Origin of the sequence: Marivirga tractuosa DSM 4126 (assembly GCF_000183425.1) — a bacterium.
In the GTDB taxonomy this organism is placed as follows: domain Bacteria; phylum Bacteroidota; class Bacteroidia; order Cytophagales; family Cyclobacteriaceae; genus Marivirga; species Marivirga tractuosa.
Window position 1 is genome coordinate 4,272,941 of the sequence record NC_014759.1, and the last position, 23,294, is coordinate 4,296,234.

Below are 23,294 nucleotides of genomic sequence, written 5' to 3' on the forward strand. Positions count from 1 at the left end.
ACTTTTACACTTTTAAGCAGTTCACTTTAATGTACCGACATAGAAAAATCTAATGAAGTATATCTTAATTTTAGTAGTATCCTTAGTATTTATTAATCCTGTTTTTTGTCAAAATGCAACAGTGGAGGGAATAGTGTCAGATCCCGATTCTGGAAAGGTTATTCCCTTTGCGCAAGTCGCTTTCTATCAAGAAAATTCAAGTTCACCAGTAACAGGAGCCACCACGGCCAGTGATGGTAGCTTTAATATTCCTATTGAAGCGGGTGAATATAGAATGGTGGTGTCCTTTGTTGGGTATCAAGATTTCGAAAAGCAAGTCTCAATACCTACATCTGGTTTGGATATTGGTGAAATTGGTCTTTCAATAGAAGAAGAAATAATGGAAGAAGTAGTGGTGAAAGGAAATGAGCGAAAGACACCTGTTATGGCCACAATGGAGGGGATGACTATCAAACCTGATCAAACCATTGCTAATATAGGAGGAACATTATTAGATATACTAAGAAATACACCTTCTGTAAATGTTTCTGATGATGGTAGCGTTTCCTTGCGAGGCAGTGGAAGCACAAATGTGCTGATTGATGGAAGAAATTCGGCTTTAGCTACTGATTTAGAGCAAATACCTGCCAGTGCGATAGAAGAAGTTGAAATCATTAATAATCCCAATGCCAAATATGACGCATCCTCTGATGGTGGTGTAATCAACATCAAGCTTAAACGAGGCGAAGAATTAGGGACTAACGCTAGAGCTGAAATTACTATGGGTACACGAATGCGTACCAATGCTAATGTTAGTGCTTCAAGAAGGACTACAAAATTTGCTTTTTATGGAGGTTATAGCTTTAGACAATGGCCTAGAGTAGGAAGTAGGGAGACAGAAAGAATAAGTTCATTTGACGGTGACAATGAGTTGTTTAGACAAGAGCAGAATAGCAGGAATGAGGATCAAGAGCATACGATTAATTATGGAGGTGATTACTTCTGGGGGCAAAACAAGTTAAGTTTTGAGGGGGTTTTTAATACTGAGGATGAAAATGATTTTCAATCTAGCAGTGCGTTTGTACAAAACCTTGATACGGAAGAGTTTTTGACTCGGTATGTTAGAAATAATACTGAAACTGAAGAGAATTACACTTATGATAATGCCTTAATTTATGAAAGGGATTTTGATGATAAAGATAAATTTTTCAGGGCTTTAGCTAGTGTATCTATCAGAGACCAAGTGGAAGATCAAAATATAGCCATTTACAACAACACTCTTAGCGCAGAAGGTGATGCTGACAGAACCGAAGGTAGCACTACCGATGAGTTTAGAAATACATCAGTAATTCAAGTAGATTATGCAACACCCATTTTAAGTGGTCTTGTAGAAACGGGATATAAATCTATATTTAGAAAGTTTGATAATGACTACATATATGGGCTAATCGATAATCAAGGGGAAATTAATCCATATGACAGCATAAGCAACCGATTTGTCTATCAGGATCAGATACATGCACTTTATGCTATTTTTTCAGATAGTATTCCAAATTTCAATTACGCTGTTGGAATAAGAGCTGAGCAAACTATTTTGGAGAATGAGTTATCCAACGTAAATACATCATTAGTAGATGAAGAGGATTTATCTAATAATCAGCAATATTTAGATTTCTTTCCAAGCGTGCAATTAGCGTATCATGTAAATGATAATAATACTGTAAAAGCTACTTATTCTAGAAGAATTGATAGACCAAACGGCTGGCGGTTAAATCCATTCCCAGATTTTGCTGATTCATTAAATGTAAGGGTAGGAGAGCCTAATCTTCAACCTGAGTATATCAATTCTTTTGAGTTGGGGCATATGTTTCAAAAGGGAGGTTTTACCTTAACGACTAATGGGTTTTATAGAAGGATTAATGGTCAAGTGGATTGGATTGTAAGGGTAGAAGATGGTGTTTCGTATCGTGGACCTCAAAACCTAAACACTGGAGATTTTTATGGGTTGGAATTTATTAACACCACTGATATTACAAAATGGTGGAATTTAAATGCCAGCTACTCAATATTTCAGTCGGTTATTGATGGTACTAATATTGGTGCGGAAGAACCAAATCGAGGCCTTTCATGGTATGCTAAAGTAACAACTGATATCAACTTACCTTTTGACATTAATTTACAATTTACCGGAAATTACATGGCGCCAGAAATTGAGGCTCAGGGGAGAGATTTAGCCCGGTATTATATAGACGGGAGTTTGCAGAGATATTTCTTTGATAAGCAATTAACCATAAGTGCTAGTTTTAGGGATTTATTTGATACCCGTAATTTTAGGGGAGAGAATTTTGGCCCTGGGTTTGAGCAAACTTTTACGAGAAAAAGAGAAACCCAAATAGTACTATTTACCGCTTCTTATAATTTTAAGGCTGATTAGAAAAATCAAAAAAGCTCTGAAAAAAGAGCTTTTTTGATTTATATAACTATTTTTTTAACAATTTGCTATTGCTCGATAACATCCCTTTTTTGGTCTGCGACCAGATAATTATCTGGTAATAGCCATTTGCAAGATCTGAAATATCAAGTTGGATACTATTTCCACCTTCCATATTTTCCTGTTTAACCGTTTGTCCACTGGTATTTACAAATTGTATAACAGAACTACCTACTTCTTGATCGAAATCAATAGCGATTTGGTTAGAAGCTGGATTTGGGTATAGTTTAACATTGAATAATTTAGACTCGAATTCTATTTTTACGACAGGTGAATACTCATTCTCTCCGTCAAAGTCAAATTGTTGCAGTCGGTAGTAGCTAATATTCCCATGTGAAGAGTAATCAGTATAATCATATTCAATAGTTTTAGAACTATTGCCATTTCCTTCGACCATTCCTATTGTTTCAAAATCTTTACCGTTAGTTGATTTCTGAATTTCAAAATGAGAATTATTTTTTTCTGATGCAGTTGCCCATTTCAATAAAACACCATTCTGCTTTTGCTCGGCCTCAAAATTCAATAGTTGTACAGGTAGTGCCCCTTCTGAAGATGCGCCTATGGCAAAATCACTAAATCCCGTTAAGTTTGCTCGGCTTACTGTGATGGGGTCAGTAAAACTGCCGCCTTCATTTGTTGAAGAATACTCTCCTAATACAGTCCAACTTTCACTTGCATTCTCCCTCTTAAGCAAGATGTGATTTCCTGCATCATTCCCATTTACATGCCCTGTAGAAGTTACAGAAATATTGTAATTGTAAACACCAGATGCATTAGTTGGAGTAATGGTCCAGAATCCATAGTCAAGTACTTGCTCGATGGCATTTCCATTTATTTCAAGATTTAAGCCAGAAATATCGGCAAAGCTGGGGTCTGCATTAGCTTCTGTGAAATATACATCAATACAGCTACTTGCTGACATACTATTGAAGTTGATATCTACGGATTGCTTATAAGTTGAACTACCAACTGGTAATTCATAGTCAATACCTGTGGTAACGCACCTTCTTAAAGTTCCAACTATATAAGCATTTTCAGCTACTATTATGCCGTTTTGAGCTGTATTACTTGCTTGTATAAAGCCATTGGAACTTATTAATTTTCCTGCCAATAGTTCTAATTGGGTGCTCACTATCACTGAATTTTCAATTTCAATTTGACCATTGCTTACATTTAAAATTAACTGAGATAACTCGTTTTGCGTATTGTCATAAATGATTTTTCCCGCATCATCAGCAGATGAAATGTTAAGTGTAGAGCCTGCTGTCGATGCTAATAGACCATTTGTACTTTGAGCATAACCATTGAGTTGTAATGTATTATCAGCGATATTAAATATTCCTGTTGCTAAAATTAAAGTGTCAGCAATTTGTAAACTACCACTAAGAGCTAACCCACTTCCATTATTCAATCTTAGCTTTCTTAGGTCACTTATTGATGGTGGAACAACAATACCCGCTGTAGTGCCTTCAACATTTAAAGTTGAAGTCGCATCCATGATTAAGTTATTGGAATTTCCACTAATCGGATTTCTGATGGTTAAGCTGTTATTTCCAACATATAGTTGGCCATTTTGTAGATTAATGGCTCTGTTGGTTGAAAGATCATTTTCCAGATTCACACCATTGCCATTATTAATAATTAATCCATTGATCCTACCCATAATCCATTGGGTGTTAGTTCCGACCATTGTGATATTCCCATTTCCTGTATATTCTGATCCTAAATTGGTTAAATTACCATAAACGTCTAAATTTCTACTAGCATTCACGGTCAGTTTGGCATTTTCATTAATGATAAGATTATTCACCTCAGCAGCTCCATTGATTACTGGGTAATTCCCGCCTATAGGATTGCCGGGAATCACAGCAGAAATCATCTCAGATGGTACTCCTGCTGACCAGTTATTGGCAGCGTCCCAAACTGTAGTATTTCCTAGCCAAACATTACCCACGAATAATTCAAATGTTTCTGTTGTGCTGCATGTTCCGTCATCTACTGTAACACTGATAGTTACTAAACCAAATTGCCCATTTTCGGGTGTGATTTGTAGAAATCTATTGGCGTCACCACCATCAACTGTGATATTTCCATCCTGAACCAAGCTTTGATCCGAACTGCTTGCTACTACAACTAAATCCCCCGCATCAACATTGGCATCATTTACCGTGAAATTAATATTCGGAGATCCAGTGTTTATATCTAATATAACATCATCAAATTCAGTGATGCTTGGCGCTTCATTATCTTGAACTTCTATATCAACACTACCAGCATTATTGGTGAAATCGGAGTCGTTTTGATTATAAGACCGTACACTCGCATAGGCTGTAATGGTATTACCATCTTGCACCGCATTTACAGTCCCCATCATTTCTAAGGTTACTGTTTCACCATTTCCAATAAATGGAATTCTCCAGAAACCACTTTCCTGATTATACGCACCTCTTTGCGCTTCAAAACCGGTAGGAGTGAAGCCTGATGGTAGGGCAGAAGTGACCACTACATTGGTGGCATTATTTGGACCATTGTTTGAAATTTCAACGGTATAGGTTACCAAACTATTGACACAAGGCGTGTTCGAATCAGAAGTAAAAGCAACAGATAAATCAGATACTTGTGAGGGAGTTTCCCCAAAGATCATCATTCGGTTCATACCTCTACCATTAATATAAAGCCTTTCATTTAAATCGAAATTAATACCGTATGGTAGGCTCATGTTTCTATTTGATGGTTGACCAGTATTTCCATTTCCATCATTGAAATTTACTGATTCAGTAAAATTTCTCTGGCCTAAAACCACATCAGCGTTGGCACCATTGGTTTCAGGGATTTCATTGAATATTAGTGCTCGGTGGTTATTAAAATCAGCTATTGCCATAACACCTGATGGCGAAACTGTAACCCCAGGGAAACTAAATTTTGACGCACTTACACCGTTTGTTCGAGTATTGAAAGTACCTTGACCTACCACTACGTCTGCATTTGCCCCATCTGTGGTAGGAATAGAGTTGAAAACTAGAATTCTGTAATTATAATCCTCCGCTATCAATAGTTTGCCATCAGGAGATATAGAGGTGTTCCAAGGATCACCAATTCTATTGCGCGCAGTACCTCTTCCTGTATTGTTCCATCCAGTCTGACCAATTAAAACATCTGCTTCTGCATTATTGGAAGTAGGTATTTTATTATAAATTAATACTCTATTGTTTTCTCTATCAGTAACAATCATTTTACCACTAGGTGTAATTTGAATATCAGTAGGATATCTTAATCCACTTCTACCTGCACCTCGATCTCTTGTGCCGAAACTACTTTGTCCAATAACAACATCTGCTTCAGCATTATTAGTAGTGGGTATTTCATTAAAAATTAATATTCTATTATTCTCTGAGTCAGCAATTAATAGTTTGTTTCCATCTGGACTGAAAGTCACACCATTAGGATTCCATAATCTATTACTGCTAGTGCCAGATCCAGTGTTAGTGAAATTTGATTGACCTACGACAACATCAGCTGGTTCTCCATCGGAAGTAGGAACTGAATTCCATATTAAAACACGGTTAGTTGTTTGAGAACCTACTGCTAATACTCCTTTTACACTTACCGCTGAACTATTAGAACCTGGAGCTATTATATCAGAAGGTGTTGTTAACCCCGTGGTGAAATCAGGCTGACCTACCACGATTTTTGCGGAGTCAAAATTGTTGAAAATCTGGCGGAATACTTCTACCTCAAAAGTTTTGATGATAGGGCAAGTACCATCCGAAAGCTCGATAGTGACAGTTGTCGTCCCAAACTGATTTAAAGCTGGTCGTATTGTTAATTCCCTGTTTTCTCCGCTTCCTCCTACTGTTATGTTAGCATTAGGTAAAAGAGTCTGATTAGAGGAACTTATCGAAATTATTAAATCATCAGCAGCAGTTTCAGTATCTTCTACTGTAAAAGGAATTGGAGCGGATATGCCATTATAAGGAGCGGTTTGATCAGCAATTGTAGACAATTGAGGGCTTGAATTAGAACCCACAGATAAGCTTACTGAAGCACTGTTGTTGGAAAGATTTGGATCAGAAGCTGATGCACTAAGAATTTCGGCATTGGCGTTAATGGTGCTTCCTTCCATGCCAGCATTTACTGACACAATTACCTCCAAAACAGCCGTTTCGTTGGCTGCTAAAGAATTAATAGTATAAAGGCCTGTCGTCTCATTGTAAGTTCCATTTGAAGCATTAGCCGATACAAAAGATAGGCCTGACGGCAGATTGAATTCTGCTTCAATGTTAGAGCTGTTTGATGCAGAGGAATTCACCACTTCTAATGAATAGATAAATTCCTGGTCGGCACAAAGCTCTGCTACATTTGGGAATAAGTTGATGCCTAGGTCGTTTACTTGAGGTGTATATGTGAATTTCAATCCATTAGTTGGAACCGAAGTATACCAAAGCTTGACAGTGCTATTTGCGCTGTTACCAAATAGCGTATTGGTAACATTCCATTCATCATAATCATCGTAAGATCGATTAGAAAAATTTGAGATATTAGAACCATTAATACCGACATTTGCTGTGAAATCACGGAAAAAATCAAAGAAATTATAATCTATTTCATTGTTACCATAATGAAATTCAATCGAGCCATTATTTTCATACAATCGAACCTGGAAGTTTAGCTCACTATTTCTAGGCTGAATTTTATAATTGTCCCATTGTATTACGAGTACTCTGTTAGGAGCTGAACCAATAACTTGCCTTCTGATGCTGGATCCATTTTGAGCTTCCAAATCAGCTCCCATGGGGCTTACCACTAAAGTTCTCTCTGTCAAAGGAGCAATGCTGTTTGATCCTCCTGACCCTAAAACTAAATAACCGTTTATGGAGACACCTATGGTATTGTAAGAATTTTCTAGATATTCAAAATCAAATCCAAAGTTAATATTATTGAAAAATTGATTATCATGATTCCTGTTATTTGTAATGACAGTACCCCCCGTTATTTCTTGGTAGGGTTCAATAGTAGCTTCAAATTCATAATCAGAAATATTCTGAGCGTAGCCTATGTTTTCTGAGTATAATACAAAAAGTGAAAATACAAGTAGTAGTTTTAGGTACTTCATATTGGGCAATTTTATAATAATTTAATAATGCAAAATTACATAATATTATACCTGAAGAAGCTTTTTTTTGACCTATAGAGTAGATAAATCGATGAGTTAATGAAAATATTCGTTAAAGGTGTGGGTACCGGAATAATACAATTGAATGTTTTAATTGTACGATAATTATTACACCAAAATACTGAGAGGTATAAATAAAAAATCCTGCTTTAGATGTTTTTAAAGCAGGATTTTAAAAATGAATTATTTAATGTTACTTAAATTTTGTCCCAAACATTACCTAAATACTTCTCGAAAGGAACGTGTTCTAAATCATATGCTTCAGCTACTGCATCATAAACCACATCTCCTTTGATCACATTTAATCCTAAAGCTAAATCCCTGTTTTCTTGGCAAGCTTTTACCCATCCTTTATCAGCTAATTGGATGGCATAAGGAAGCGTAGCATTGGTTAAAGCCAATGTAGAAGTGTAAGGCACAGCTCCTGGCATATTGGCAACACAGTAGTGAACTACATCATCAATGATATAGGTAGGGTCTTGGTGAGTGGTCGGTTTACATGTTTCAATACATCCACCTTGATCAACTGCAACATCTACAAGAACAGTTCCTGGTCTCATTTCTTTTAGCATATCACGTGTGATCAAGTGTGGTGCTTTTCCACCTGGGATTAAAACCGCTCCAATTATTAAATCAACTCTATGCAACATCTCACGAATGTTGTATTCGTTTGACATAAAAGTGTTGACATTAGCAGGCATTACATCATCCAAATAACGTAAACGCTGTAGGTTTACATCCATGATAGTAACATCAGCACCCATACCGGCGGCCATTTTAGCGGCATTTGTTCCCACAACACCACCGCCCATAATCATAACTTTAGCTGGACGAACACCAGGAACACCACCTAATAGAATTCCTCTTCCTTTTAATGGCTTTTCTAAGTATTTAGCGCCTTCTTGAATAGACATTCTTCCGGCTACTTCCGACATAGGTACCAAAAGCGGTAAGCTTCTATCTGGTTTTTCAACTGTTTCATAAGCCAAACAAATTGACTTATTTTTGATCATTGCTTTTGTCAAATCTTCGTAAGCAGCAAAATGGAAGTAAGTAAATACCAATTGATCTTCCTTAATCAATTCGTATTCCTCTTCAATAGGCTCTTTTACCTTCATAATCATCTCAGCTTTCGCATAAGTGCTTTGAATGTCAGGTAAAATTTGAGCACCTGATTCTACATAATCTTCATCCAAAAAACCACTACCTTCTCCGGCAGTAGCCTGTACAAACACTTGGTGGCCTCTTTTGACCAACTCTTGTGTACCGGCTGGTGTCAAGGCGACACGGTTCTCGTTGTTTTTGATTTCTTTTGGTACCCCAATGATCATAACGCAATAATTTTAATGTTTCCTAATGAGGGCAAATATAAAGCAAACAATAGAATTTTCAGTCTAAGCCACTAGTTTTTTCAGACACTTTATATGATAATTTCAAAATCAAATTAATATTTTATTTTGAATAGGTATAGTTAGTGTTTGTTTGGTGGAATATTATTTTGACAGAATGAAAAAAGCTAAAAATATAAACTGGCTTATGCTTTCCAAACGCTTGTTAGGCTCAACTGAGTATTTAGGATTTGAAAGCCTCATCATTTTGGTTATTTTTGTTGAACTTACTTACTAAAGTGAGCTTGTATTTTCAATAAAACACAAAGCTGATGACAACCACCAAAAGCAATAAGAAGAATAAAATTAGTATATCTAAAGAAGAAGTTTTAAACGATTTTCGTTTAGGTTGGGAGAGTAGACATGCTAGTTTGATGGGACGGAAAGAAGTTTTTATGGGTAAAGCCAAATTTGGGATTTTCGGTGACGGAAAAGAATTGGCTCAATTGGCGATGGCTAAATCCTTTAAGAATGGTGATTTTCGTTCTGGTTATTATCGGGATCAAACGTTTATGTTTGCCATTGGTGAGCTAGGAATACAAGAATATTTTGCACAGCTTTATGCACATACGGATGTTAATGCAGATCCTGCCTCTGCTGGACGGTTAATGAATGGTCATTTTGCGACTAGAATGCTGGATGAAGCAGGGAAATACACAAGACTTACCGAAAGCAAAAATAGCTCATCTGATGTGTCGCCAACAGCAGCTCAAATGCCTAGATTGGTGGGGCTGGCATTTGCTTCTAAATTATTTAGAGAAAATAAGGAGTTAAACAAAAAAGAATTCGAGCAATATTCCATTGATGGAAATGAAGTAGCTTTTGGTACTATAGGAAATGCTTCAACTTCTGAAGGAATGTTCTATGAATCAATCAATGCAGCTGGGGTTTTGCAAATTCCTATGTTGATATCAATTTGGGACGATCATTATGGCATTAGCGTTCCACAGGAATTCCATACCACAAAAGGTAGCATTTCTGAAGCTTTAGCTGGTTTTCAAAGAACAAAAGATAAAAATGGATATGAAATCTTGACTGTTAATGGTTGGGATTATGAAGCTTTGGTTGATACTTACCAAAAAGCGGCAAAAATATCTAGGGAAGAACATGTTCCATCTATGGTGCATGTTTTAGAAATGACTCAACCTCAAGGTCATTCTACCTCAGGTTCTCATGAGCGTTATAAATCAAAAGAAAGATTGGACTGGGAAGCAGAATATGACTGTTTAAATCAGTTCAGAAAGTATATTCTTGATCATAAAATTGCTTCCGAAAAGGAATTAGATAAAATAGAAGAGGAAGCTAAAAAGACTGCTAAAGATGCTAAAGATGCAGCTTGGAAAGCCTTCATTGGCGAAATTAAGGATCAGCAGAAAGAAGCTCTAGGGTTATTGAATAATCTGGCGGAAGAATCAGGGCAAAATGAGATTTCTGAAATTGCATCTGATCTTAAATCAGCCATGAATCCATTAAGATTGGATAATATCAAAGCTGTTAAAAAATCATTACGCTTGGTGATCAACCATGAAGGCGAAGCTAAGCAAAAACTTATTAATTGGTTAAATGCTGTAAATGAAGAAGGACATGACCGTTACAGCTCTCATTTATACAGCGAATCAGATGAGTCAGCCTTAAAAGTGGAAGTTATTGAACCCGAATATTCCAATGATCCGAAGAAAGTAGATGGCAGGGAGGTATTACAAGCTTGTTTTGATGCTGCTTTGGCTCGTGATAAAAGAGTATTTGCTTTTGGAGAAGATGTGGGGAAAATTGGGGATGTAAACCAAGCATTTGCTGGCTTGCAAGAAAAGTATGGTGAACTGAGAGTGATGGATACAGGAATTCGCGAATGCACCATCCTTGGTCAAGGAATTGGGTCTGCTTTAAGAGGTTTAAGACCGATAGCTGAAATTCAATATTTGGATTACCTTCTTTATGCAATTCAGATCATGTCTGATGATTTGGCTTGTCTTCAATATAGAACTAAAGGCGGACAGAAAGCGCCATTGATTATTCGAACGAGAGGACATAGGTTAGAAGGAGTTTGGCATTCAGGCTCTCCAATGGGTATGATTTTAAATGCTATCAGAGGTATTTATGTTCTAGTGCCTAGAAATATGACGCAAGCAGCTGGGTTTTACAATACCATGTTACAGTCCGATGATACTGCATTGATCATAGAATGCTTAAATGGTTATAGGTTAAAAGAATCTTTACCTGAAAATGTTGGAGAATTTACTGTTCCTTTAGGTCAGCCTGAAGTGATTAGAGAGGGAAGTGATGTGACCATCGTGACTTATGGATCAATGTGTAGAGTGGTAATGGATGCAGCCAATCAATTAGCTGATCAGGGAATTTCATGTGAGGTAATAGATGTACAGACTTTATTACCATTTGATATTGACCACAGCATAGTGGAATCAGTAAAGAAAACAAATCGAGTGGTTTTTGCTGATGAGGATGTTCCGGGTGGAGCTACTGGTTTTATGATGCAGAAAGTATTGGAAGAGCAAAAAGCTTATAGATTCTTAGATGCTCAGCCAATAACGATTACTTCAAACGAGCACAGACCAGCATATGCTTCAGATGGAGATTATTTTAGTAAACCTCAAATAGAAGATGTTTTTGAAAGGGTTTATGAAATGATGCATGAGTTTGATCCTGAGCAGTTTCCTGCTTTGTATTAACTGATTTTTGGTTTATTAACTCTTTTTAATAGATTTGTATGAAATTGTATCTATTGAAAAGAGTTTTTTCCATATTTTTTATTTTATTGATTTCCACTCAGTGGATTTTGGGGTTAGTTACCATTAAGCTGGTGGAGGAAGTATGGGTTGATCAAAAAATCTCAGAGCATAGAACTCAAATATCTAAAGAAGTCGCTACTGGTTTAGGTGTTTCTGATCATATAAAATTTGAACAAGTCAATCCTTCTCAATATTTAAGACTTGGTTATGGAGCTCCTTTTATGGTCTCACATGATGTAAAGGGAGAGCAACTTCATTTTAAAGTGGCTCAAGAAAAGTCTTCCTCCGAATATCAAGTAAAAAGAATAAAACTAAGTGATTTTAATAAAGAGAGTTCTAAAAAAATAGGATATATAATTTCCCATATATTTTTAACTTATTTTGAATCTCATGAAAGCTATGAATTCTTTTCTATTAGCTTTCCAAATCACCTAAATCAAATGTTTCATGAGAAGTTCTATTCGAATTTTTCATTCGATATTCCTACCCCACCCCCTCAGATATTTCTTTAATTTTATTTCGATCTAATTATTTATCAACTCTGTAGATCAATCTATAGTGGTAAATATGATTAATACTTTTTTGAAAATCACTGGGAACATTTTTCAACACGATTTCTATTTGGGAACCTGAATGCTTCAAGGGATTCATACTATTTAGCAGAAAAGTAAGCGGAAGCGTATTATTTATTTTAAATACGTATGTATATAAATAAGTACGGTCTGTTTATTTCTTTATGTAGAATGAAAAGAAAGTCCTCACATTGATTTTCTTTTACAAATAACAAAACTGAATTAACATGAAAAAAATATTACAATTGATACTATCTACACCAGATAGGTGTCTAAAACATATTCAATACATATTATTTTCTAGAATCAAGAATTGCAGCCTACTAGGTAGAATGTCTGTTTATAGATCTATTTACTTGGTCATAATTGGGTTGTTTTTCACTTCGCATTTGAACGCACAAACACCAAGCGATGCATTAATGATGAAATCTAACCAATTATGTATTTTATTAGATTATAACTATTCGAGTTTTGATCATTATTGGGAAGGTGAGTTGAGGAGAAATAATGAAACCATCGCAATGGTTAAACGCAATAGTATTATGCCAATGGTAGCAGTTGGTATTTTGGATGACCTCAATTTTTATGCAGGAGTTCCTTATATAAAAACGGAATCCACAGAGCCAAATGGAGGAAAATTTGCAGGTACAAGTGGTTTTCAGGATTTGAACATCGCTATAAAATATAGGTGGCTAAATAAACAATTTGAAAAAGGAGCATTAGCAGGACTTGCCACTGTTGGTTTTTCAACCCCAATCACTAACTATTTAGCTGATTATATGCCCTATAGTATTGGTTCTGGTGCTCCAGAATTGTCATATCGGGTTATAGTAGAATATAAAAATAACAATGATTGGTATTTCCGTGGTGCTGGGACTTATTTATGGAGAGGTTATGCGGAAGCCGAAAGAGCCTACTACTATAATAATGGTAGTTACTATACTCCATGGATGGATGTCCCTAATGCCTTTTCTACAGAGTTTGTAGTGGGTAAATGGTTGTTTTCTAATTCATTACAAGTTCAAGTAAGCTACTTTGGCTCTAAGTCATTGAGTGGTGATGATATTCGACCGTACAATCCCGCTCAACCCACTAATAGAGTCAATATGGATCGTATAGGCATATTCTCTCATTATTTTTTCTCAAATGTTACAGGCTTGGGTATTGTAGCATATCATAATCGAGTTGTTGCAGGGAGAAATGCAGCTCATATGAATACAACAGGCATGGGATTAACCTACTATTTTAATTACCGAAAATAATTTAAAGATGAAAAACAATACAATAAAACTTATATATAGCGTATTAGCTCTATTTTTTCTTTCCTCTTGTGAGAAAGAGTTACCTACATATTATAATTTTCAGGGATATGAATTTGCTTCACGGGAACCTGATGGAGGTTCATGGACACCTGTTCTAATAGGTAGTGGTGATGAAATTATTATTCCAGCACCTGAACCAGCTACTTCTGCCTCGTATTTGCAAGAGATTGAAGATTTAAAAGTAGAAATGGCACAGATGTCTCAAGCAGATGAAAGTGCAGTCGCATACTGGACACAAAATCCTATTATCAGATGGAATGAAATAGCGTTGGAACTTATTGCAAAATATAACCTTATACCGGGGCCTAACGATGACGGTACTTACACACTTCCTAGTCCTTCAAATCCAAGTGGCCCCCCGGCATTTCCATTTGCACATCCGCCCTATGCTGTTCGTGCACTTGCTTATTTGTCGGTAGCTCAATTTGATGGGTTGATTTCAGCTTGGCATCATAAATTTAATTATAATCGCTCAGCTCCATTTATTCAGGACGAAAGTATCCAACCTGCATATTCTGATAATATTGAGCTTTCCTATCCTTCGGATGGGGCAGTAGTTGCTACCGTATCTAGACAGATTTTAACAAAAATGTTTCCACTAGAAGCGGAATACCTTGCAAAAAAGGAAGCAGAACATTTGAGAAGCTTATTGCTTTCCGGAGCCAATGTTCAAAGTGATATTGATGCAGGCCAGCTTATTGGCGATGCAATTTCTTCAATTGCTTTAGAAAGAGCAGAGAACGATGGGATGAAAAATGCACAAGCACCGAAATCTGTATCCGACTCACTTGCAGCAGCAGCACAAGATCGTTTTGGATGGCAATGGATAAATGTAGAAATTCCTCAACGGCCTGTTGGTTTAACTCCACTCTATAGTCAGGTACAAATGTGGAGTGTAGATAACGTTGAACAAACTCGACCTATCCCTCCTCCAGCTGTTGGTTCGCCTGAATATCAAGAAGATGTAGCTATTCTTAAAGATTATGCAAATAACGTAACTGAAGAACGAAGGAGAATTGCCAATTTTTGGCAAGATGGTTTGGGTACTTATACTCCGCCAGGTCATTGGAACGAATTTGCAAAGGAATTCATAGTAAAATATCGCCTCAATCCGTTGCGGTCGGCCAGAACATTTGCGTATTTAAATATGGCAATGATGGATGGTGGTATAAGCTGCTGGGATGCCAAATATTACTTTCATTATCCTCGTCCTGTTCAAACTATACAAGGGTTTAAAACTATTGCAGGTACACCCAATTTCCCTGCATATACTTCAGGTCATAGTGTCTTTTCTGCAGCAGGAGCGGAGATCCTTGCCTACATTTTTCCTTCAGAAGCTTCTTTAGTTAGGGGTTGGGCTCAAGAAGCGGCTATTTCAAGAGTGTATGGTGGGATACATTGGACTTTTGATGCAACTGTTGGAACGGATCAAGGAATAGATGTTGCACAGTATACTCTCACTACTGCTAGAAATGACGGAGCAGATTAAAACTTATGAAAAAATAATATTGAGAAATTTAATTTCCAGACGAAAATTTATCATATGTCTGTGGTGTTAAAGAAAATAGCAATTGAAATGAAGAAGAAACTTGTAGTATTAGTCATTGCTCTACTAGCAATGACTAATATTTCGTATTCACAAAAATCAGTGTCGGGAAAAGTAGTCGACAAAGCTGATGGACAGCCTTTGATAGGTGCATTAATTCAATTTCAGTCTAATGGAACTGGAACAACTACTGATGATTTGGGCAAGTTTGAAGTGCAAAATACTAATGCTAGTGATGTTTTACTTATTAAATATTTGGGATATGAAAATCAGCGTGTTGAAATTAATGAAAACACTTCTGAAATAGGTGTTGTTGAAATGGTCAGGTCAAAGACTACGCTTAATGAAGTTGTTGTAAGTGCATCGCCCAATAATTATAAGAAAACCTTCAAGGGGAGTAATTTTAGGCTTAGTCCGGTAGCTTTGAAAAACATTAATCCTTTAAGTACTGAAGAAGTGCTAAGAAATGTGCCTGGAGTAAATATTATTGGAGATATGGGATTGTCAAATCGTCCGAATATTAGCATAAGAGGTTCTTGGGGGAGGCGCTCAAAGAAGGTGTTACTTTTAGAAGACGGGACACCGTCAGCACCCGCCCCTTATATTGCACCAGGAGCATATTATAATCCCGTTAGTGATAGATTAACTTCCATCGAAGTTTACAAAGGTGCAGATATGTTGCGCTTTGGGCCTAATAATATGTACGGTGCAGTGAACTATATTACTGCCTTGCCACCACAAAAACCAGAACTAAGAGTTAAACTAGTAGGTGGACAGCGAAACTATCAAACAGGACTTTTATCATATGGTGGTACATGGAACAATCTTGGTGCATTGGTGGAAGGGGTATTTAAAAAATTTGATGGATTTACGAATAATTCTTCTGTAGACTTATTAAACTTGAATGCCAAAATATTCGCAAAACTTTCCGATAAGCAATCTCTATACTTTAAAATAAGTGGTCAGTCTGAAGATAATCAAGCTTCATTAAGTTCTCAATCCCCTTTTACTTATGATACTGACCCTGTCCAAAACCCATTCGATGCAGATCAATTTACAATGCGCAGGTATGGCGTTGATATTATCCATAAATGGTTACCTAAAAGGAATTTAAGTTTTACTTCTAAAATTTATGCCTCAGATTTCGAAAGGGATTGGTGGCGTCAGGTAACGGACAAAGTTAAAGCATCAGAGGTAAGAGATTATGTGGGGGAGTCTATTTTTGATGATCGTTATAGTTATTTAAAGGGAAAGAATTTTGATGGAGAGGATTACGTAATTGTTGGCAGGATACTAAACGGTCGTGAAAGTACCACTGATAGTAGGTGGACTTACACCGTTGCAGGTTTTAAAGAAACATTTGACTTCGACTGGAAGGCCTTTGGTGAAGAACAGTATTTGGAAATGAGTTTTAATTTTCATCGTGAAACTTTTAAAGATCGATTTTTAGTTGCTGACAGCAGCCGATGGGCAAGAAGCGGTAAAACCACTAAAGACTTATGGTATCAACTTTGGTCTGCCAATGGATTTATTCGGAATGAATTTAATATCAGTAAATGGGGTATAACGCCAATCATTAGACTAGAACATGTGAACATGTATAGGCAAGATTTAAAATCCTTGGCTCAAAATCCAAATATAACTAGCACAGAAGAAGGTAAGGAACCTAATATTTACACTCAGTTTTTACCGGGGCTCACCGTGGATTACACCATTAACAGTGGTGAGATTTATGGAAGTATCTATCAGGGGATGATTGCACCATCTAAAGTATTTGGTTTTTTGGTTGAGAAAGATGGTATTGTAACCAATCCACTTGCTGGTCAAAGCATCAATATTGATCCTGAATTAAGTTGGAATAGAGAAGTTGGGTGGAGAGGGTCATTATTGAAAAAGCGCATTGACGGACAATTGGCTTTCTTTAATAATACTAGTAAAAATTTCTATGCAGGAGGAAGGAATGAAGTATTTGAAGAATTGGGTGAAATCAACGTGCAAGGTATAGAAGTAGCAATTGGTGCTGAAATTTTCAATAAAAATCAACATAGTATTCGTTTTTTCGGAAATGTCAATGTGATGAAATCTACTGTATTAAAAGGTGAATTAGTCGATAGTGACCTCTTTTCTCAAGTCATTCATAGCAATGCCACTCAAAATGAATACATAGAAAAAGTAAATGCCAACAGGAATGCATTTGATATTTATGTTTCAGACGGCTCAGGGGGCGAAGTCCTTTTGACAGATGAAACGATTGACCAAACGGATTTTCAGAATATTACAAAAAGTGTGATTCAATTTGGAGGGGATGGATTTCAAAATTCTGAAGTACCTTATACTCCAAATTGGAATACAACAATAGGATTGAATTACAATTATCAGAATTTATCCTGTGGTGTCAGTGGAAATTACGTTAGTGATCAATTCACAGAATTTCACAATTTTAATAATGAGTCAGCTGATGGTGCAATTGGAAAACTACCAGCATATCATTCAATTGACGCCTTTGTGAATTATAGTTTTATCATAGGAAAAAAGCTTAATTTAAGAGCTTTTATCAACGGTAAAAATATCACCAATGATATTTACAAGGCTTCACGTTTGAATCGTGCCACATCAGGGGTTTTTGGAGGAGGATTTAGGCAAATAATCTATGGTATTAATATTGAAATTTAAATGTCGAATTAATGTAAGCGCCATTATCTCTACTAAAAAACTTTATTAGTACCTGATTGACTTTCACTTTTTATAGTGTGAACTCCAATGAAAACATATTAGCAGAAAAGTTTTGATTGAGGTTAAAAGAAAATCAATGGGAGATAGATGCTTTATCTATTCAACATACAGCAGCAATTATTATCCTGAAATCAGCTTTTCCAAAGCTTTGAGCTTTGGAAAAGCTGATTTCTTAAAATATCCCCTCCGCAATTCTATAAATCGGATCAGATTTTCCCATAGAATAATAATGCAAGCAAGGAGCTCCAAACTCAATTAGCTTTTTTGATTGTTGAATACACCATTCTATTCCCACTTCTTTAGCAGCAGCATTATCTTTGCATTTTTCTAGTTCATCCACTAAGGCATCAGGCAGGTCTAGGTAGAAGGTTCTTGGTAATGCTGTCATCTGCTTTAAAGAGGTGATAGGCTTCAATCCAGGAATTATAGGAACATCAATGCCTTCTGCTCTACATAATTTTACAAATTCAAAATACTTTTGATTATCAAAAAACATCTGTGTCACCACATATTCCGCTCCTCTTTCTACTTTCTGTTTTAATATTTTTAAATCAGATTTCATGCTAGGAGCTTCGAAATGCTTTTCTGGATATCCTGCCACGCCAATACAAAAATCAGTTGGAGTAGCAGATTGTAATTCTTCGTCTATGTACCGACCATTGTTCATATCTACTACTTGTTCCATTAGATCTATCGCATAAGCATGTCCATTAGGATCTGGGACAAATTTATTTTCTGATTTGATGGGGTCCCCACGTAAAACCAGAACAGAATCTATTCCAAGGAAGTCGAGATCTATTAGAGCATTTTCTGTTTCCTCTTTGCTGAAGCCTCCGCAAATAATATGCGGTACTGTGTCGATATCAAATCTATTCTTAATGGCTGCACAAATCCCGACTGTTCCTGGACGCTTTCGAGTAGTTCTTTTTTCTAATAAACCGTTCCCTTTATCTCTGTATACATATTCTTCCCTATGATAAGTGACATCAATAAAAGGTGGCTTAAATTCCATCAGGGGTTCAATATTCTCAAATAGTGCTTTAATATTTTGCCCTTTCAATGGAGGTAATATCTCAAAAGAGAAGACGGTGCTTTTTGCGTTATTTATGTGTTCAGTTACTTTCATATTCTAGATTTTAGATTCAAGAACCTAGAGTCTAGACAAAGTCTATCATCTACAATCTAGGTTCTATGTTCTGCTTAATAATTCAAATTAGGCTTTAACCACCTCTCGATTTCCTTGTATTCTTGATTTTTTCGCTTGGCTATGTCTTCTACCTGATCTTTACCGATTTTGCCAAGACCAAAGTAGCGACTTTCAGGGTGACCGAAATAGAATCCGCTAACTGAGGCTGTTGGCAGCATGGCTAGGTTTTCAGTAAGCATGATGCCTGTGTTCTTTTCTACATCCAATAATTCAAATAAAGTAATCTTTTCAGTATGGTCAGGGCAACCAGGATAACCTGGAGCCGGTCTGATTCCTTTATATTGTTCTTTTATCAAGCTTTCGTTATCTAATGCCTCATCTTTAGCATAACCCCAGTATTCAGTTCTTACCTTTTTGTGCAAGAGTTCTGCAAATGCTTCTGCTAAGCGATCAGCTAATGCCTTTGCCATGATGCTGTTATAATCATCATGATCGGCTTCGTATTTTGCTGTCAATTTATCCAAGCCAATTCCAGTCGTCACGGCAAAACAGCCCATGTAATCGGTGTAATCTGCCTCAGATGGTGCTAGGAAGTCAGAAAAAGCATAATTCGGGTTCTTTTCACCTTTCTTATTTTGCTGACGTAGCGTATGGAATTCAGTAAGCTTTTGGGTTTTGTCTGTATCACCAAATACTTCTATACTATCATGATTTTTAGTGTGCGCAGGATAAAGTCCGAAGATAGCATTTGCTGTTAGTAGCTTTTGATCTATGATTTCTTGCAACATCTGTTGCGCATCAGCAAAAAGTTTTCTTGCTTCTTGCCCTTTTTCAGCATCATCCAAAATTTTAGGATAGCGGCCTTTCATTTCCCAGGTCTGGAAAAAAGGTGTCCAGTCAATGTATTCTGCTATTTCCTTTAAATCATAATCAAGCAAAACCTCACTTCCGATTTTTTGAGGAGCATGAGGTCGATGGTTATTCCAGTCAATTTGGTATTTATTAGCCCTTGCTTCTTCTATGCTTACATAATTTTTAGCTTCACCTCTTTTGCCATGGCCTGCTTTTGCTTCTGCATATTCTCTTTCGATTTCTTTATAAAATTCCTCTTTATCTTTTCCTAGTAGCTTACCAGCAACAGTTACAGAGCGAGAGGCATCATTCACATGAATCACTGGTCCACTATAATTCGGTTTGATTTTCACAGCTGTATGAATACGCGAGGTAGTAGCACCCCCAATCATCACCGGTGTTTTAAGTCCTCTTTTTTCCATTTCTTCTACGACATAAATCATCTCATCAAGGGAAGGTGTAATCAGTCCGCTTAAGCCAATGATATCGACTTGATTTTTTTCAGCTTCCTCCAAGATCTTTTGAAGGGGCACCATCACGCCTAAATCAATAATTTCATAGTTATTACAGGCCAAAACCACAGAAACGATGTTTTTGCCTATATCGTGGACATCGCCTTTGACGGTAGCCATTAATATTTTTCCTTTGCCAGATCGCTCTTGTACAGGTTCTTCCGCCCCCAAAGGCCCCCCAGCCCCCAAAGGGGGAGTGCTGAGTGCTTCTAAGATTTTTTTTAGGACAATATCTAACTGGGTTATTACTTCAGAATTGGTAAAGCGGATTACTTTATAGCCTTGTTCCTCTAGCCATTTTGTTCTTTCTTCATCATTGGCTTTATTTTCTGGTAATTGATGGATTAGTCCATCTATTTCAATTATTAGTTTTGCTTTTAAACAAATAAAATCAGTGATATAGCCTCCAATTATGTGTTGTCTTCTAAACTTATATCCTTCAAGCTGTTTTCCTTTTAACGCATCCCATAGGACTAATTCGGCATGAGTAGGATGATCATGCCTCATTTGTTTTGCAAAATCTTTCATCAAACCGTAAAGTATCGGGTCAGCAGTCTGCCAGTGCTGAGCACTATCAGCCCCCTTTGGGGGATAGGGGGCTTTTGGGCTGTTTTTTTTCTTTTCTGCTTCAATGTAAGGCAGTAAGATAGCCACAGCCTTCTTCATAACTCTAGCACTTTTCACCACTTGTGGTAGAAACATTTTCCCTGATCCAAATAGATCGCCCACTACATTCATGCCGTCCATTAATGGGCCTTCGATTACATCTAGAGGACGTTCGGCTTGGAGTCTGCTTTCTTCAGTATCCTCTTCTATATATTCTGTAATACCTTTAATTAAGGCATGTTCTAATCTTTTATTGACTGGTAAATTTCTCCATTCTTGAGTAGCCTTCTCTGCTTTCTCACCTGGCTTTATATTTTCAGCATAGGCCATTAATCTTTCCGTAGCGTCAGCTCTTTTATTGAAGAGCAAATCCTCTACGTAATCCAAAAGTTCTTTGTCTATTTCATCATAAACCTCCAACATTCCAGGATTGACTATGCCCATATCTAAACCTGCTTTAATGGCATGATAAAGAAAAGCAGAATGCATGGCTTCTCTGACGGTATTATTCCCACGAAAAGAAAAGGAAATATTGCTGACTCCACCACTGGTTTTGGCGTAAGGAAGATTTTCTTTTATCCACTGAACGGCATTGATGAAGTCAACAGCATAATTATTATGCTCTTCCATTCCCGTACCTATTGTCAGGATGTTCGGGTCAAAAATGATGTCCTCAGGAGGGAATTCTGCTTTATTCACTAATAGATCATAGCATCGTTTGCAGACTGCGATTTTTCTATCAAAAGTATCGGCTTGACCTGTTTCATCAAAAGCCATGACTACCACTGAGGCACCATAACTTTTAATCTTTTTGGCTTTGGCTATAAAATCTTCTTCACCTTCCTTTAAACTGATGGAGTTGACAATTCCTTTTCCTTGCAAGCATTTTAATCCTGCTTCAATTACTTCCCATTTGGAAGAATCAATCATGAAAGGAAGTCGTGCAATATCCGGTTCTGAGGAAATAAGATTTACAAAGTTAGGTAAAACTTTGACAGCATCAAGCATGCCGTCATCCATATTAATATCGATAATCTGTGCTCCACCTTCTACTTGATCAATGGCGATGTCTACAGCTTCTTCAAACTTTTCTTCACGGATTAGTCTTGCAAATTTCTTAGAGCCCGAAACATTGGTTCTTTCTCCTATATTCACAAAATTGATCTCTGGAGTAACCGATAAAGGCTCTAAGCCGCTTAATCGCATTATTTTCTTTTGTGCCGCAATTTTATGAGGCTGAGATTTGGCAGCATATTCTGCTATGGCCTTGATGTGTTCTGGTTGAGTACCGCAGCAGCCGCCTATGATGTTGACCAAGCCTTCATCAAAATAGCTTTTGATAATGCTGCTCATTTCTGAGGGACTTTCATCATATTCCCCAAATTCATTGGGCAATCCTGCATTTGGATGGCATGAAATGGCCACATCGGAAATTCTGGCCAATTGCTGCAAATACGTTTTGAGCTGATCAGCACCTAAAGCGCAGTTAAAGCCAACACTTAGCAAAGGGAAATGACGGATACTATTCCAGAATGCTCCAACTGTTTGTCCGGAAAGCGTTCTTCCACTCGCATCTGTTATAGTACCTGAAACCATCACAGGGATTTCGATACCTTTCTCTTCTTTTAGTTCTTGAATAGCCATCAATGCAGATTTACAATTCAAGGTATCAAAAACAGTTTCTACCAAAAATATATCTACTCCACCTACAGCCAATGCTTCCGCTTGTAGTTTATAGGCTATTTTTAATTCATCAAAAGAAGTGGCTCTGAATCCGGGACGATTTACATCAGGGGATAAAGAAGCAGTTTTATTGGTGGGACCAATTGAACCTGCTACAAACCTAGGTTTGTCAGCATATTCCTCAGTTACTTCTTTGGCAATTTTGGCTGATTGCTCATTTAGTTCCCAAACCAAATCCTGCATGTCATAATCTGCCATTGCAATAGTTGTCCCACTAAAAGTATTGGTTTCAATGATATCAGCACCGGCATCAAGATACGCTCTGTGTATATCTTTAATGATTTTAGGCTGGGTTAAGGACAATAAATCATTGTTGCCTTTCAAATCTGATGGATAATCCGCAAAACGATCTCCACGGTAATCGGCTTCTGTGAGTTTATAGTTCTGAATCATAGTGCCCATAGCACCATCCAATACTAAAATCCTGTCTTTTAAAATATCTTTTGAAAATCGACTCATTCTGAATAATTCTTTATTTGCATC

Annotated in this window: 10 protein-coding genes; 6 read left to right on the plus strand and 4 right to left on the minus strand. The window is 36.9% G+C overall.

Annotated elements, in window-relative coordinates; all coding sequences use genetic code 11:
* Positions 1-52: 52 nt before the first annotated feature.
* Positions 53-2,413, plus strand: coding sequence for an outer membrane beta-barrel family protein (locus FTRAC_RS18075; RefSeq protein WP_013455728.1), 2,361 nt, complete (start codon positions 53-55; stop codon positions 2,411-2,413).
* 46 nt (positions 2,414-2,459) lie between these two features.
* Here FTRAC_RS18075 and FTRAC_RS18080 read toward each other — a convergent pair whose 3' ends face one another.
* Positions 2,460-7,583: a T9SS type A sorting domain-containing protein gene (locus FTRAC_RS18080; protein WP_013455729.1), complete on the minus strand. Its 5,124-nt coding sequence runs from the start codon at positions 7,581-7,583 to the stop codon at positions 2,460-2,462.
* 257 nt (positions 7,584-7,840) lie between these two features.
* Positions 7,841-8,974 (minus strand): alanine dehydrogenase, encoded by a 1,134-nt coding sequence (gene ald / locus FTRAC_RS18085; protein WP_013455730.1) that lies wholly within the window; start codon positions 8,972-8,974, stop codon positions 7,841-7,843.
* Positions 8,975-9,303: 329 nt separating this feature from the next.
* Here ald and FTRAC_RS18090 point away from each other — a divergent pair, with 329 nt between their 5' ends.
* From FTRAC_RS18090 to FTRAC_RS18110, 5 genes are all read left to right on the plus strand, one after another.
* A complete protein-coding gene (locus tag FTRAC_RS18090; protein ID WP_013455731.1) occupies positions 9,304-11,718 on the plus strand; it encodes an alpha-ketoacid dehydrogenase subunit alpha/beta in 2,415 nt (804 codons plus the stop codon).
* A 38-nt stretch (positions 11,719-11,756) separates the two neighbouring features.
* Positions 11,757-12,290 carry a hypothetical protein gene (locus FTRAC_RS18095; RefSeq protein WP_013455732.1) on the plus strand — a complete coding sequence of 178 codons (534 nt, stop codon included), beginning with the start codon at positions 11,757-11,759 and terminating at the stop codon, positions 12,288-12,290.
* A 287-nt stretch (positions 12,291-12,577) separates the two neighbouring features.
* Positions 12,578-13,612: a transporter family protein gene (locus FTRAC_RS18100; protein WP_013455733.1), complete on the plus strand. Its 1,035-nt coding sequence runs from the start codon at positions 12,578-12,580 to the stop codon at positions 13,610-13,612.
* A 7-nt stretch (positions 13,613-13,619) separates the two neighbouring features.
* The gene (locus FTRAC_RS18105) at positions 13,620-15,161 is read left to right on the plus strand and encodes a phosphatase PAP2 family protein (protein WP_013455734.1); all 1,542 of its coding nucleotides are present in this window, start codon (positions 13,620-13,622) and stop codon (positions 15,159-15,161) included.
* A gap of 87 nt (positions 15,162-15,248) precedes the next feature.
* On the plus strand, positions 15,249-17,891 hold the full coding sequence (locus tag FTRAC_RS18110; protein ID WP_185094417.1) for a TonB-dependent receptor: 2,643 nt from the start codon (positions 15,249-15,251) through the stop codon (positions 17,889-17,891).
* Between the two features lie 232 nt (positions 17,892-18,123).
* On the opposite strand, the gene metF is transcribed toward FTRAC_RS18110, so the two are convergent.
* Positions 18,124-19,077, minus strand: a complete 954-nt coding sequence (gene metF, locus FTRAC_RS18115; protein WP_013455736.1) for a methylenetetrahydrofolate reductase [NAD(P)H] — start codon at positions 19,075-19,077, stop codon at positions 18,124-18,126.
* Between the two features lie 74 nt (positions 19,078-19,151).
* On the minus strand, positions 19,152-23,270 hold the full coding sequence (gene metH, locus FTRAC_RS20045) for a methionine synthase (RefSeq protein WP_013455737.1): 4,119 nt from the start codon (positions 23,268-23,270) through the stop codon (positions 19,152-19,154).
* Positions 23,271-23,294: the final 24 nt, after the last annotated feature.

What these genes read in the sequence shown, in the direction of transcription:
- FTRAC_RS18110 (WP_185094417.1), top strand. Translation starts at nt 15,249, where the DNA reads ATGAAGAAGAAACTTGTAGTATTAGTCATTGCTCTACTAGCAATGACT.
- FTRAC_RS18100 (WP_013455733.1), top strand. Translation starts at nt 12,578, where the DNA reads ATGAAAAAAATATTACAATTGATACTATCTACACCAGATAGGTGTCTA.
- FTRAC_RS18095 (WP_013455732.1), top strand. Translation starts at nt 11,757, where the DNA reads ATGAAATTGTATCTATTGAAAAGAGTTTTTTCCATATTTTTTATTTTA.
- FTRAC_RS18075 (WP_013455728.1), top strand. Translation starts at nt 53, where the DNA reads ATGAAGTATATCTTAATTTTAGTAGTATCCTTAGTATTTATTAATCCT.
- FTRAC_RS18090 (WP_013455731.1), top strand. Translation starts at nt 9,304, where the DNA reads ATGACAACCACCAAAAGCAATAAGAAGAATAAAATTAGTATATCTAAA.
- FTRAC_RS18080 (WP_013455729.1), bottom strand. Translation starts at nt 7,583, where the DNA reads ATGAAGTACCTAAAACTACTACTTGTATTTTCACTTTTTGTATTATAC.
- ald (WP_013455730.1), bottom strand. Translation starts at nt 8,974, where the DNA reads ATGATCATTGGGGTACCAAAAGAAATCAAAAACAACGAGAACCGTGTC.
- FTRAC_RS18105 (WP_013455734.1), top strand. Translation starts at nt 13,620, where the DNA reads ATGAAAAACAATACAATAAAACTTATATATAGCGTATTAGCTCTATTT.
- metH (WP_013455737.1), bottom strand. Translation starts at nt 23,270, where the DNA reads ATGAGTCGATTTTCAAAAGATATTTTAAAAGACAGGATTTTAGTATTG.
- metF (WP_013455736.1), bottom strand. Translation starts at nt 19,077, where the DNA reads ATGAAAGTAACTGAACACATAAATAACGCAAAAAGCACCGTCTTCTCT.